This is a genomic window from Bacillus sp. VA13 (genome assembly GCF_055710085.1).
This window is the reverse complement of sequence record NZ_JBVQPP010000001.1, coordinates 360,593-373,538: the sequence shown is the minus strand read 5'-3', so window position 1 is coordinate 373,538 and position 12,946 is coordinate 360,593. Positions and strand designations below refer to the sequence as shown.

14 protein-coding genes and 2 pseudogenes are annotated in these 12,946 nt (G+C 37.1%); 9 read left to right on the top strand and 7 right to left on the bottom strand.

All coding sequences use genetic code 11. The features are described from left to right. The first annotated feature begins 50 nt into the window (after positions 1–50). Positions 51–494, top strand: coding sequence for an SRPBCC family protein (locus AC0C66_RS01575; protein ID WP_014113916.1), 444 nt, complete (start codon positions 51–53; stop codon positions 492–494). A gap of 61 nt (positions 495–555) precedes the next feature. Here AC0C66_RS01575 and AC0C66_RS01570 read toward each other — a convergent pair whose 3' ends face one another. Further along, a complete protein-coding gene (locus AC0C66_RS01570) occupies positions 556–954 on the bottom strand; it encodes a hypothetical protein (protein ID WP_041521167.1) in 399 nt (132 codons plus the stop codon). A 336-nt stretch (positions 955–1,290) separates the two neighbouring features. Here AC0C66_RS01570 and AC0C66_RS01565 point away from each other — a divergent pair. From AC0C66_RS01565 to AC0C66_RS01545, 5 genes and pseudogenes are all read left to right on the top strand, one after another. Next, positions 1,291–1,442: pseudogene (locus tag AC0C66_RS01565) on the top strand (Sec-independent protein translocase family protein). A gap of 176 nt (positions 1,443–1,618) precedes the next feature. Then, positions 1,619–1,843: a hypothetical protein gene (locus AC0C66_RS01560; RefSeq protein WP_014113913.1), complete on the top strand. Its 225-nt coding sequence runs from the start codon at positions 1,619–1,621 to the stop codon at positions 1,841–1,843. A gap of 238 nt (positions 1,844–2,081) precedes the next feature. Then, the gene (locus AC0C66_RS01555; protein ID WP_088679164.1) at positions 2,082–2,438 is read left to right on the top strand and encodes a YoqO family protein; all 357 of its coding nucleotides are present in this window, start codon (positions 2,082–2,084) and stop codon (positions 2,436–2,438) included. Between the two features lie 179 nt (positions 2,439–2,617). Beyond that, on the top strand, positions 2,618–3,340 hold the full coding sequence (locus AC0C66_RS01550) for a YrpD family protein (protein ID WP_472973476.1): 723 nt from the start codon (positions 2,618–2,620) through the stop codon (positions 3,338–3,340). 158 nt (positions 3,341–3,498) lie between these two features. Then, positions 3,499–3,711 (top strand): annotated as a pseudogene (locus AC0C66_RS01545) (hypothetical protein); the annotation flags it as partial. Positions 3,712–3,865: 154 nt separating this feature from the next. On the opposite strand, the gene AC0C66_RS01540 reads toward AC0C66_RS01545, so the two are convergent. Next, a complete protein-coding gene (locus tag AC0C66_RS01540; protein ID WP_014113909.1) occupies positions 3,866–4,705 on the bottom strand; it encodes a thymidylate synthase in 840 nt (279 codons plus the stop codon). Positions 4,706–4,972: 267 nt separating this feature from the next. Further along, on the bottom strand, positions 4,973–5,086 hold the full coding sequence (locus AC0C66_RS01535; protein ID WP_152024364.1) for a hypothetical protein: 114 nt from the start codon (positions 5,084–5,086) through the stop codon (positions 4,973–4,975). A 460-nt stretch (positions 5,087–5,546) separates the two neighbouring features. On the opposite strand from AC0C66_RS01535, the gene cotU reads away from it, so the two are divergent. After that, complete coding sequence (gene cotU / locus AC0C66_RS01530; protein WP_472973475.1) at positions 5,547–5,810, top strand: spore coat protein CotU; 264 nt, start codon at positions 5,547–5,549, stop codon at positions 5,808–5,810. A gap of 561 nt (positions 5,811–6,371) precedes the next feature. Here cotU and dutA read toward each other — a convergent pair. Both dutA and AC0C66_RS01520 read right to left on the bottom strand, forming a co-directional pair. After that, positions 6,372–6,806, bottom strand: coding sequence for a dUTP diphosphatase DutA (gene dutA / locus AC0C66_RS01525; protein WP_072183639.1), 435 nt, complete (start codon positions 6,804–6,806; stop codon positions 6,372–6,374). 27 nt (positions 6,807–6,833) lie between these two features. Next, entirely contained in the window at positions 6,834–7,298 is a 465-nt protein-coding gene (locus AC0C66_RS01520; RefSeq protein WP_072183638.1) for a DUF2691 family protein, read from the bottom strand. 405 nt (positions 7,299–7,703) lie between these two features. On the opposite strand from AC0C66_RS01520, the gene alr reads away from it, so the two are divergent. Continuing rightward, a complete protein-coding gene (alr, locus tag AC0C66_RS01515; protein WP_072183637.1) occupies positions 7,704–8,888 on the top strand; it encodes an alanine racemase in 1,185 nt (394 codons plus the stop codon). A gap of 151 nt (positions 8,889–9,039) precedes the next feature. On the opposite strand, the gene AC0C66_RS01510 is transcribed toward alr, so the two are convergent. Continuing rightward, the gene (locus AC0C66_RS01510) at positions 9,040–10,452 is read right to left on the bottom strand and encodes a sugar porter family MFS transporter (protein WP_072183636.1); all 1,413 of its coding nucleotides are present in this window, start codon (positions 10,450–10,452) and stop codon (positions 9,040–9,042) included. Positions 10,453–10,894: 442 nt separating this feature from the next. Between AC0C66_RS01510 and AC0C66_RS01505 the strand changes: the two genes are divergently transcribed. Further along, positions 10,895–11,596 (top strand): thermonuclease family protein, encoded by a 702-nt coding sequence (locus AC0C66_RS01505; protein WP_072183635.1) that lies wholly within the window; start codon positions 10,895–10,897, stop codon positions 11,594–11,596. A 397-nt stretch (positions 11,597–11,993) separates the two neighbouring features. Here AC0C66_RS01505 and AC0C66_RS01500 read toward each other — a convergent pair whose 3' ends face one another. Further along, positions 11,994–12,692 (bottom strand): glycoside hydrolase family 11 protein, encoded by a 699-nt coding sequence (locus AC0C66_RS01500; RefSeq protein WP_072183634.1) that lies wholly within the window; start codon positions 12,690–12,692, stop codon positions 11,994–11,996. Positions 12,693–12,946 lie beyond the last annotated feature (254 nt).

Sequence of the window (12,946 nt, the reverse complement as noted above, 5' to 3'; positions counted from 1 at the left end):
TTATTATATGATTTAATTGAAAAAAACATCATATGTTAGAGGTAAACGAAATGGATCAAAATCGTGAAAATCGCGAAAATACATTACCGGATATTACGAAAAATATTACCCTAGAGGCACCTATTCAGAAAGTCTGGGAAACGGTTTCCACTTCAGAAGGCATTGCCAAGTGGTTTATGCCCAATGATTTTCAGCTGAAAGAAGGACAAGAATTCCACTTACAATCACCGTTTGGGCCATCTCCTTGTAAAGTTTTGACTGTTCAAGTTCCCACTGAACTTTCATTTGAATGGGATACAGATGGATGGATCGTTACCTTTCAATTAGAAGACTTAGGAGAAAAGACGAGGTTTACCCTTATTCACGGCGGCTGGAAGGAGCCAAATGAAATGATTGGCAAAGCAAACGAGAAAAGCTCCATCATACGCGATAAGATGGATGGAGGCTGGACAAGCATTGTAAATGAACGGCTTCGTAAGACTGTCGAAGAATAGAAAAAGAGAGAGGTGTCTCTCTCTTTTGTTTTCAAAGGTTATACTTCACAGTTTGAGTCCATCAATCATAAAACGTAACTGTTTTAGATTTACCAGAGTAATCGGTAACAAAGAACTCGGCCTTGTTATTGCTCCCATCTACAAATTTTCCAATACTGCTAAAAGTGTGGCATTCTCCGGGAGAAAAATAGTTTGCCCCTACATAATCATCAGGATTGTCACCGGCATCATCCTCATATAAGTGCAGCGAGACAGAAAAAGGAGTGCTTCCTGAAAGGCAGACTCTAAAATCTCCTCCGCTCGAATATACCGTCGGACTTGAATAAGTATATGTGTAAGTCCCCAACTTATCCCACTCCCCAGCCCCAGCAGTTCCCGCTTGTTCTGCTTGTGCTGTTAATGGTAAAACCGCAGTGAATCCTAAAACAGACAGGAATCCAATTACCTTATTGAATCGTATCAACCAGATCTCTCCTCTCTTTCAATCATAGCAAGTCACAGTACTATCATTTCTTTGAATCTAATATGCCACCCATTATGGCCGATATGATCCCTATACCCCCGTGCCTTGTTCGCAAAAGCCATAGATACTGGCCAGCGTAAACAACATTGATCCAGATCGCCTCTCAGCTTTTTTTACAAATGGCATTGGACATTATATTCGGCTGCAGCCATTTTATGAATCAACTCTTGTTCAAAATAAGCGTATTTCCATTTGAATCGTCATCTCTTATCATTTGTTTCGCAGGTTGTACTTCAATCAGGAGGAAAAAAACATGAAGTAAGCTTCACAAAAATACTCGTTATTTATTTGTAGGTTTTTTCGTATTTGGACCTGTTGGCCGTGCTGCCGGAAAAGCCTTATCAAGATGTAAACAAGCGGCCAGCGGACTGACTCAGGATGTAAGAAAAAGTGATTCAGAAAACAAAGAAGACAAACTAATATAAGATAAATGATTTGGGACGATAAAAAATCGGCTTTTTATGTTGATTTGTTTCTGTGTCATCTGCCTCTTTTTCTATGATTTGGACAGCCCTTTTTTTCTTCTATGATAGTAACTGTCCAAGCCGCACAATCAATTCGCCATATAATAAAGCGTATCAATAATAAAGGAGGAGTAAATATGGGTTATTACAAAAAATATAAAGAAGAGTATTATACGGTCAAAAAAACGTATTATAAGAAGTATTACGAATATGATAAAAAATACTATGATCACCATGATAAAAAATATTATGACTGTGATTATGACAAAAAATATTACGACTATGATAAAAAATATTATGATCACGACAAAAAAGACTATGATTATGTTGTAGAGTATAAAAAGCATAAGAAACATTACTAAACTCCATTAACATCTCCTCGATTTCACTTTTTCCCCGGCTAATGCCGGGTTTTTTTGTTTGATCTACTGTTGGTATAATCTGAAGTTTTCCTTAATGACTGAATCTAAATTTATGTTGAATATTTAGTATATAGTTTAATTAGTTTATGGACGTGCGATTGGTTCTGCTTCCAAGTATTGCAGTGATAAAGGAACTTTTGTAAGCTCTTTAAGGGCCATACATAAAAGGAGAGATTCTTTGTCTAAAAACATCGTATTTTATCTTATTTTACTTTGTCTATTTATATCAATTGTCATGAAAAACTTTGATGTGGTAAAAACGATTGCCAATGTTAGCTGCTTTGTTTTCGTTTTGCTGTATGTTAAAGACGAATTGAAAACATATACACGTAAATCGTTGGCGATTCTAAGTATTTGTTTTCTTTTCTTAGTCGGTACCTGTACTTTTATGATTTTGAAAGGACAAGCAGTAATTAAAGATCACCCCTTTTTTACCGGCTGGGAAACAATAGCGGTCATTCTTTTGATTATCGTTTCTTTAAGCATTTGTGTTTTTATTTTGAGGAAGATTTCAAATCGGTTAAAACCATTGTGAGCTAACCCTCTCATCTAATAAATGTATATAGTTTTCAAATTGGAGGAGCCGTTTCGTCCCATAAACCATCCAACATGAAACTGATTGGCGAAATGAAATATTTTGTCGATTGATATACATAAATCCAGTTCCAAAATAAGGTATAATGAATGACGAAACCACTATTAAAAGGGGGAATTTTGATGAAAAAAGTATTGATTGCAGGTGCAGTAGGAACAGCAGTTCTTTTCGGAACACTTTCAGCGGGTATTCCAGGGTTGCCCGCGGCAGACACTCAGGTCGCAAAAGCAGCCACCCAGCTGCCTAAAGGCATCGGCGGCCGCGCCTATCTGAACAGTACTGGCGCCGTTTTCACAGCTAAAATCAAGCTTCCCGACACCGTAAAACATGATGACTCGGTCTCTACGCCTTATATTTATTCAGGCTTCAGGGCAACAAGCGGAACTGAGGCAGACATCGGGCTCCAGTACAGCAAACAATACAACGTCTGGAAGCCCCTCATGAAGGTTGGGGCCAAAAATGAAGAAACGTATATCGAAGGAAAAGACAAATTCACATACAATAAAGGCTTCCGCCCTGGAAGCACAGTCCAAATGATAATTTATAAAAATTTGAACGGCAATACACGCATGACTCTTTGGGGAACGAACAATGATGGTTATACCGGACGGATTATCACAGAAATCCAAGGAACCAACATCGGCACGATTTCAAAATGGAAAACACTTGCTACCGCGGCTGTTTCGTATGAAAGTCAGCGTAATGCCATCAAAGCAACCTTTTCGACATCTTTTAACAACATTACAATCGACAATAAAGCCGTCACTCCTGTGGTAGATACACAGGATTTCGCAAAGGTTTCTGTTTCAGGAAATAACGTTTCGATTTCTGTTAATAAATAAAGCAGCAAAAGGCCGCCGGCATTGCCAGGCGGTTTTATTAGGACAATTACACAAAAAATGGCACGTGTGTTCATAGCTCGCATTATTTTAGAAATAATCATCAGAATCTTCAGCTCATTTGTTTGTTATATCATATTTTAATATAGGGTGGAAATTGTATGAAATATGGAAAGACAGGTCCTTTTGGAATGCTTTTGGTTATTATAGCGCTTCTAATATCAATGTATTTTATGTTTAATACAAAAGCGTTGATACCTGCTGGATATGATCTGGCCATTCATGGAATTGTAATATCAAGAACCTTAATGATCGCTTTCACGTTGTATCTAGTTTCAAAATTAGGATATTTTCTTCTAAATAAAAAAGATTAACTTGTAAAGTTAATCTTTTTTATATGAGTCTTTAGAATAATATGTATTTATCTTTTTAACTTCTTCGATAATCCAAATTCATTCATCTTCCGGATGTCTTAAAAATAAAATTAGGATTGCCTACTACAATATAGTGATCAATAAAGAGGCAGCATTATACTGCTACCTCAAATAAAAGCTTGTCCCCATGCTTATAGTTAATTAACTTAAAATCATCAATCGTAAAGTCATAAAAATCTTTGACTTCAGGATTGATCCATAATTCAGGTGCTTCAAATTGCTCTCTTTCCATTTGGATTTTCAAATTGTCGATATGACGTGTGTACACATGGCAATCACCAATGTTAAAGATATAATCACCAAGCTCATAACCAGTCACTTGAGCAATCATGCGTTGCAACACATTATACTGAAATACATTGAATGGATTTCCCAACGCCATGTCATTGCTCCGTGCTCTTACCTCGAGGTGGAGCTTTCCTTGCTTAACATACCATTGAGTTTCGTATACACATGGCGTTAAGGCCATTGAATCTAATTCATCTGGATTCCATAGCATTGTAATGTGTCTGCGTGAAGATGGGTTGTTCTTCAATTGATGAAGAAGATAATCAACTTGATCCACTTTTTCTCCATTTAGATTTCTGTTTTTCTTGCTCAACTGAAATCCATAAGCATTTCCGATGGTGCCGTCTTCTTGTTTCCACTGATCCCAAATATGTACGCCCATCTTGTTTAATTCAGTAACATCGTTAGATTTTAGCTGCCAAATCCAGAGCAACTCTTTAATGGCTGTTTTCCAGGCAACCTTTTTTGTCGTTAAAATAGGAACCTCTGAGTTGTCAAACCTCATTTGCTTACTAATCACGCTTAGTGTATGAGCCGGTGTTCCATCAGAGTCCCACTTGGTTCTTACATTAAATTCTTCATCTGAGATTCCATTATTCATAATGTCCTTTATGATTGAATTGTATTGTTTATCGAATTGAGTCATAACTATTCATATCCTTCTTTCATTTTCAGTTACTTGGCATAATTTATTACGAAAACAATATTAACGCAAATACCAAGCACATGCAGATAAAATGAGATTTTTATTCTAATTACTGTAAAAGAGGAGTTAACCCCCTCTTTTACACCTGTATTTCACCATAACATAGTCTGTCACATTGCTCATAGTTACCGCCAGTTTGATACATACACCGTTGATAACATTGTTGAGGATTATAAGAAATGATTTGATATTGAGGCACATGAACATTCAAATAGTAAGGTGTTTGTGTATACCAAATTGGATATTGTCTAAACACATTAAACCCTCCAATCGCTCCCTCTGATTTAATGCATTGTATTTTACCTCAATATCAATTGTCATTTGTCCATGTGCAATTGGGCTTTCTTTAAAACAAATCCCCTCTAATTTTCATTCAGTTGATCATTGACACTTTCTTTTATGATATTTGGCAGCAGATCATTCCTTCTATAATCCGTTTCTGACCGGTTTGCTGTTTGTTAAGGTCTAACTTTAAATCCTTCAAAAAAAGCATCAGGAATCACAACATAGAGTTCTTGAATCTTAACCAAGACGTTCAAATATTCTTCAATTAGAGAAAGTCTCTCTTTACGTATATTAATCTTCTCCATACACTATATTATTTTATTCTTTTACAGTGATTGAGTCCTTCTCCCGCTCTTATTTTAATAAGCAGTTATCCATTTTGTTTTTCAGAAAGTTTTTTAAACAGCCTCTTTTTGCTATTCTTATTTCTTTTGACCATACCATATCATTTAAACTTCATAAATTAATTTCGAATCAAATAAAAGGAGGAATTTAATTGGGTTATTATAAAAAATATAAAGAAGAGTATTACACTTGGAAAAAAACGTATTACAAAAAGTATTATGACCATGATAAGAAGCATTATGATTGCGACAAAAAGTATTATGATCATGATAAAAAACATTATGATTACGACAAAAAGTATTATGACCATGATAAAAAGTATTACGATGATCACGATTATCATTACGAAAAAAAGTATTATGATGATGATGATCATTATTATGATTTTGTCGAATCATTTAAAAAACATCACTAAATCTCTTAAACATCTATTTATTCCCCGGCGACATACCGGGGGCTTTTTTATGATATTTGTCGACGATACTCAGATTTTTTTGTGAAGTCTTGTGTCTCATTTCATCTCATATTTTGAACTTGTCTCATGGCTGCCTTCCCCTACTTATAAAAATTTAGATAAAAGTATTCTTTTATAGAGATGCTTGTTTCATCGACATCTCAATCCTAAATGTGGTAAAATCGGTAAAAATGTAAAAACTGTAAATAAGAAAAGGAGCATCTATATGTATATAAGTATTATAGTTTTAGCATCCATACTTTTATGGGGTGCAGTTGTTCATGAACTAAGTAAACCTTCAAAAAAGCAAAGCACCCGAAAAATTGTTTCTTTGACATCTTTAGGTTCTTTATCTACTTTAGTTATTACTATTTCACTTTTCCAAAACCTCCCTTTTTAAAATTTGTTTATAATTAAATCCTTCGTATTAAAATATTCATTTTATACATATTATTATATGTACCTTGGCTGAAACTTCCATTGTTCAGATCACAGCATGAATACAGCCAAGGTTTTTATTATTTACTTCGTTCCCGTTGAACCGTGTCCGCCTCTATCTTCATTCCCTAAACGCTCGACTTCAATTAATTCAACTGCCGGCATCTTTTTCATGATTCTGAACTGGCAGATCCGATCCCCTTTGTTAATCTCTGTGTCACGTAACGCATAAGCAGGAAAGAACCAAAAATCGTTGTCTCCCTTATAAGACTCATCGATAACACCCATTGAGTTTGTTTGAATAACGCCAAAGTTCTTATATGTACTCGAACGAGGAACGACATGTGCTTCGTAACCTTCGGGCAATTCCATAGCTACACCTAATGGGACAAGTTTAAATTCACCTTTTTTAATTGCTACATCTTCAGCTGCTCGAAGATCAATCCAATCTCCTTGCTCAATTTTGCTGATTCTTGTTTGTGTTTCATCTAGATATTTGATTTTAATTTGCATTGTCATATGTATTACTCCTTTAACATTATTGAATTACCATACGGTAAGGCCTGTTCTTGTGTCGTTTTCATCAGTTATAAATAGAACTTCTTCAAAATCATTCTTTAAAGCATTGAAGTAAAGTTTTTCAATGGTATTTTTGTTCTTACAGTAAATCGAAACATAGCTATTATCTGCTATCAAAAGGACAAGTTCGCAATCACTGTCAACAAACTCTTCATATGTCTGGACTTCATTAACCGTTTTTCCAAATGGAAATGCTTTCAATTCAACGAAAATGGTGTAGTACTGATTTGTTTTTAATCGATTCGCAAAGTCAGTCCCTTCAACAATTGCGTAATCATTAAAGAGCTCCTCATTATCTAGCTCTCCGTCTACAACAAAATAAGATTCCCCACTCGTTTGCCACATATAATTAGCTATTTCTAACGGCTGCAGTATTCTCCATAGATAATTTCCATATTCATTCGGTATTTGAAAACTAACTCCCCTTTTCATTTATACTCCTCACTTAAACGATTTTCTGAACATGAATTTAATTATATACTCAGATGTTAGGTTTGTGGAACAGGAATCAAGTGCGGTTTGATACCCGCCTTCTTTTACACATTTTCTCAGCCTTCCCATTTAAAAAGTTCTTCCTATGTTCAGTAACAATAGGCGTTCCCCAGTTCTTTATCAAGAAGAGTTAGCCCGGCCAGTATCTTCAGTTTTACGTTTGGGTTATAGAACATTGAAAGCAAATATTTCGGCATCGATGACACCTTCTCATATATCATAGATTTGCTGTTGAATGATTTCAAATGAAGTTGAATAAAATAAGATCGAAACCATCCAACAATTAACATTTATTTTGCGGCTAAATGCGGTTTTTACTATTCCATAAGAAGGAAGGAAGCATTAATGACAAAGCTTTGCCGAGAAGTTTGGATTGAAGTCAATCTTGATGCCATAAAAAAAAATTTGCGAACAATTCGCCGTCATATTCCAAATAAAAGCAAAATTATGGCTGTCGTAAAAGCGAATGGTTATGGTCATGGGTCTGTAGAAGTGGCGCGCCATGCACTGGAACACGGGGCGAGTGAGCTCGCTGTTGCCAGCGTGGAGGAAGGAATCGTTTTACGAAAAGCGGGGATTACAGCACCTATCCTTGTGCTTGGTTTTACCTCCCTTAGTTGTGTGAAAAAGTCAGCAGCTTGGAATATAACATTATCAGCATTTCAGGTTGATTGGATGAAAGAAGCTAACGAGATATTGGAAAAAGAAGCGAGTACTGACCGGCTGGCTATTCATATTAACGTGGATACTGGGATGGGACGATTAGGTGTACGCACAAAGGAAGAACTTTTAGCAGTAGTGAAGGCACTAAAGGCAAGCAAATCCCTCAGGTGGACAGGGATATTTACACATTTTTCTACAGCTGATGAAGCTGACACCACACTAACCAAGCTGCAGCACGATAAATTCATTAGTTTTCTCAGCTTTTTAAAGAACCAGGGCATTGAACTGCCCACCGTGCACATGAGCAACACGGCTGCAGCTATTGCTTTTCCGGAATTTAGTGCTGATATGATTCGTTTAGGTATCGGCTTATATGGGTTATATCCTTCAACCTATATCAAACAACTAAACCTCGTGAAGCTTGTTCCTGCATTAAGTTTAAAGGCGCGTATCGCTTATGTGAAAACCATGCGGACAGAACCCCGAACCATTAGCTATGGTGCTACATACATTGCAGAACCCGACGAAGTCATTGCTACACTCCCGATCGGATATGCTGACGGTTATTCCCGTGCACTTTCAAATCGCGGGTTTGTTCTTCATCGCGGAAAACGAGTCCCAGTGGCGGGAAGAGTAACAATGGATATGATCATGGTCAGTTTAGGAGAGAACGGTGAAGGTAAACAAGGAGAAGAAGTCGTGATTTACGGCCAGCAAAAGGGAGCCGAGATTCCCGTGGATGAAGTTGCTGAAATGCTTAATACGATTAACTATGAAGTGGTGTCTACATTAAGCCGCCGCATCCCTCGTTTTTATATAAGAGATGGCGAGATTTTTAAAGTATCAACTCCAGTATTATACGTGTAGTTTTGCATTTGCGTTTTTTTGTAAATACCCCAAAATCTCTCTTTTATGCTGAATCAAGATTCCGCTACCGGAGGGGTTTTACTTTTCTGAAACCAAACAAAAAATCCCTCCTATAAGCAGAGAGATTTCATGCATCAGTATAATGATTTTATTATACCTCAATAGCTGATTTTTCAGGGGTATCTTTATCGTGTTGAGAACGGAAATGCTCTTCTAGTTCTTCAAGTGTACGCCCCTTTGTTTCCGGCATGAATTTGTAAACAAAACCGATTGCCAATATACCCAACGCCACGAATATAAAGAATGTAAAAGACAAACCTGCAGTGCTAAGCAATATCGGAAATGCAAAGCCGATCATAAAGTTTAATATCCAAAGGAAAAAAACACTTATTCCAGAACCAAGCCCTCTTAATCTTTGAGGGAATATTTCTGCTATGACCAGCCAAGTCACAGGCCCTACGCATCCTTGCATAAAGGCAAGAAATAAAACGGTCAAAGAAAGAACAGCATAAGGGAGTCCTGCAGATCCATCAAGCACTATTGAGAATATTGCTATTAATAGAAGTGCTGTCGTGGTCCCCGCCAAACCAATCAATAATATTGGTCGCCGGCTCACTTTTCCAACCAGCCAAATCCCAAATATAACTGCAATGACTGAAATCAAACCATTTCCAATATTAGCGATTAAAGCTGCTTTTGTACCAAAACCAGATTCTTTAAGGATTTGAGTGCCATAATACATAATCGAGTTCACGCCTGTAATTTGATTCACCATGGCAACACCGATTCCAATCAGTAAAAGACGGCGCAGCCATGGTGTAGAAAAGTCGCTGAGTGATGCCTTCTCCAGGGTATCTTTTTCTACCGCTGCTTGTATTTCTCTACATTCAGCCTCTGCACGTTTCTCTTCTCGAATTTGTTTAAGAACACGCAGCGCCTCACTTTTTTTGCCTTTGGAGATTAGCCATCTCGGGCTTTCTGGAACCTTGAGCATACTGGCAAATAACATTAAAGCCGGAACAGCACAAAGGACCAGCATGTATCTCCAAACATGTCCGGTATTTGCCATTGTAACACCAAGAATCGCATTAAAAACATATGCTAGAAATTGCCCGCCGACAATCATTAGCTCATTTTGAGTTACCATTCGTCCTCTCTTCTCATGCGGTGCCATTTCTGCCAAAAAAGCCGGTACCATCGCTGAAGCTCCCCCAACAGCCAGCCCGAGCAAAAAACGAAAGACCGCCATGATTGAAACATTAGGTGCTAATGCTGTTCCAAGTGATGCCAGGAAGAATAAAAAAGAAAGATTAAGGATCATTTTACGGCGGCCATAGCGATCAGCTAATCTGCCGCATAACAACGCTCCGAACGCCGCACCTAATAAAAGAATGCTTGTAACAAGCCCTTCTGTAACCGGTGTTAACTGAAGCTGATCTGGTCTTGCCATAAAAGGCAAAGCTCCATTTATAACTCCGGTGTCATATCCAAAGAGAAGCCCTCCAAATGTTGCTGAAATCATTATTAATTTCAAACTTCGATTTCGATGTTCATTCATATCCATTTCCCCTGCCTTTATTAAGAATACTTAATAAGTTCTTTCAGTGTGGATATTGATACAAAACTAAAGTCATCTCTATCTTAGACTTCTGCCCTTAAATTTGTAATCGCTTTCATATTTCATCGATAGAATACACATAAGTGATGAATTGTTATGTTGTAGTGATGTTTTTGTCACATTATTGTCATATCTGATTATTATCATAATTCCAAAAGCGTTTTCAGTCAATATCATTTTCAGAATTGTTTGTTTTCGTTATGTGATAGGTATGTTTTTGTCACTTCATTGTGAAGTTTACATTTTGACTGTAAGCAATTTCAATGTAATCTCCCTTAGCGTTATGGATATTTTTCATTCACAAAAAATGTACAAATCGTTATAATAATGATGTTTAACCGATCAAAAGGAGAGCATACAAGAACTTACATTCTAGAGAGGAAATCATATGAAGAAAGTTTTGGTCAGTATTATCGCATTCGTTTTAAGCATTACTTTGGCAGCTTGTGAATCAAATCACGCAGAAAAAAGCCATTCAGCTTCTAATGACACAGAGCAAGTCTCTCAAGATACTCAATCTAATGAAAATAAACAGCCAGAACAAAAGGCTGGCACATCTCATTCAAAAAATCATAAGAAATTGGTGAATGTTACATTAGATAGAGCAGTTGATGGAGATACGATTAAGGTTAGTTACAATGGAAATGTGGACACAGTTCGCTACTTGCTCGTTGATACACCTGAAACGAAGAAACCAGATTCATGTATTCAACCATATGGTGAAGATGCATCTAAACGAAACAAGGAACTGGTTAGCAGCGGTAAGCTGCAATTGGAGTTTGACAAAGGTGACCGCAGAGATAAGTATGGAAGACTGTTAGCTTACGTTTATGTCGATGGCAAATCTGTTCAAGAGACATTGTTGAAAGAAGGATTGGCCAGAGTAGCGTATGTATATGAGCCTAACACAAAATACATAGACCAATTTAGGAAGGATGAGCAAGAAGCGAAATCAGAAAAACTTTCAATCTGGAGCAGGAATGGTTATGTGACTAACAGAGGATTTAATGGTTGTGTGAAACAGACAAACACTAAGGGTAAAAAAGCAGCAACGTATCAGAATGCATCTTCCAAAGAAAGAATTGAGTGAAACTTCCAATACAAATGAAAATGAAACCTCTTCTGCTCCATCGTCAACTCGAGGAACAGAAACGTTTGCAAACTGAGTTAAGGAAGATGTAGCTGGCGTGTCTAGTTTCCATTCTGCTTACCAATCTAAAATAGACAGAGGTCTTGCAACTATGCCTGTGAAATTTTCTGCTGTATAGTAGTTCCAGGAGATACTATATTATCCTATATGTTTTTATCTGGTTTAGTAACTCCTACAAGATAGAGTTGATCGTGCTTTTTAAACATGAATCTTGTTGAATAATATAAAAATAGCTATTAGATCGTGTAGATAATAAAAAACACCCCTTCACGTTAATGTGAGGGGTTATTTGTGTGTGAATACACTTCCAATTTTCATCGTAAATCAAGAGTAAGGATTATTTACTTTTCCCTCCGATAGTCAGTACATTAGTAGTTACATTAGCACTGCCATTACTTTGATATCCCTCTACCGTTAGCGCGGTTTCATACATCTTACCCATTGGCATTCCTAAGCTTTCCCACTTCTTGAAGTGTTCGCTAACAGATACGGTTCCGCTCGTTCGTTTTGTCTGCCGGACACTCCAATACTGTTTAAAGGTTGCGATACCTATAATCGAAGGTTGATTGATTCGAGTGGTCTCATAAATATCATATGTCCCCCCATCAACAGTAAAAGTGCCCTTTGGCATTCCGGTCGGTCTATAGGTGCCCCAATTATCGACGATGTAATATTCTACGAGCGGGTCTTTCGTCCATCCATAAACACACAGATAGGAATTTCCTCCCGGATTGAAGGTTGCGTTGTAATTCATTGATATGTTTCCAAGTTGTGAGTGAGTCTTGGTTGTATCAAATTTCTTGCCTTTTCGGAATAAAGCATTCCCAATGTTACTCCACTGGGCACTAAATGCGCCGCCGCTATTGAGCGTCATACTGGTGTTTCCATAATCCTTCCACAATTCATAGTCGTAGCCATCTTGGGAGCCGGTTTGATTTGAGGTGATTGTAGTTGCCGCCTGAGCGGACCATGCAGGTAATGCCAGCACTAGACTAAATAAAACTGCTAACAAAAACTTCATTCTTTTTTGTTTCATTTGGTATACCTCCTGTTTGATTAGATTGTATTAAGGTCTTACCATAATGTTTTGTTTTTCCCACCACCTTTCATAAGAAGGCAGCCATAGTCGTTATATTATTGTTCCTGCTTTATAATGTAATAGCTTTGTGTTTTTTGTTTGGGAATAGAATTACATTACATGAGTTTTGATGCCGCTTTCAATTTTGTAATAGATATATAAAACTAACTTCTATAGTGCAGCAGTAATGTCTCAAAGGCCTTTGATGATGA

What these genes read in the sequence shown, in the direction of transcription:
- AC0C66_RS01575 (WP_014113916.1), top strand. Translation starts at nt 51, where the DNA reads ATGGATCAAAATCGTGAAAATCGCGAAAATACATTACCGGATATTACG.
- AC0C66_RS01560 (WP_014113913.1), top strand. Translation starts at nt 1,619, where the DNA reads ATGGGTTATTACAAAAAATATAAAGAAGAGTATTATACGGTCAAAAAA.
- AC0C66_RS01540 (WP_014113909.1), bottom strand. Translation starts at nt 4,705, where the DNA reads ATGACTCAATTCGATAAACAATACAATTCAATCATAAAGGACATTATG.
- AC0C66_RS01535 (WP_152024364.1), bottom strand. Translation starts at nt 5,086, where the DNA reads ATGACAATTGATATTGAGGTAAAATACAATGCATTAAATCAGAGGGAG.
- dutA (WP_072183639.1), bottom strand. Translation starts at nt 6,806, where the DNA reads ATGACAATGCAAATTAAAATCAAATATCTAGATGAAACACAAACAAGA.
- AC0C66_RS01520 (WP_072183638.1), bottom strand. Translation starts at nt 7,298, where the DNA reads ATGAAAAGGGGAGTTAGTTTTCAAATACCGAATGAATATGGAAATTAT.
- alr (WP_072183637.1), top strand. Translation starts at nt 7,704, where the DNA reads ATGACAAAGCTTTGCCGAGAAGTTTGGATTGAAGTCAATCTTGATGCC.
- AC0C66_RS01510 (WP_072183636.1), bottom strand. Translation starts at nt 10,452, where the DNA reads ATGGATATGAATGAACATCGAAATCGAAGTTTGAAATTAATAATGATT.
- AC0C66_RS01505 (WP_072183635.1), top strand. Translation starts at nt 10,895, where the DNA reads ATGAAGAAAGTTTTGGTCAGTATTATCGCATTCGTTTTAAGCATTACT.
- AC0C66_RS01500 (WP_072183634.1), bottom strand. Translation starts at nt 12,692, where the DNA reads ATGAAACAAAAAAGAATGAAGTTTTTGTTAGCAGTTTTATTTAGTCTA.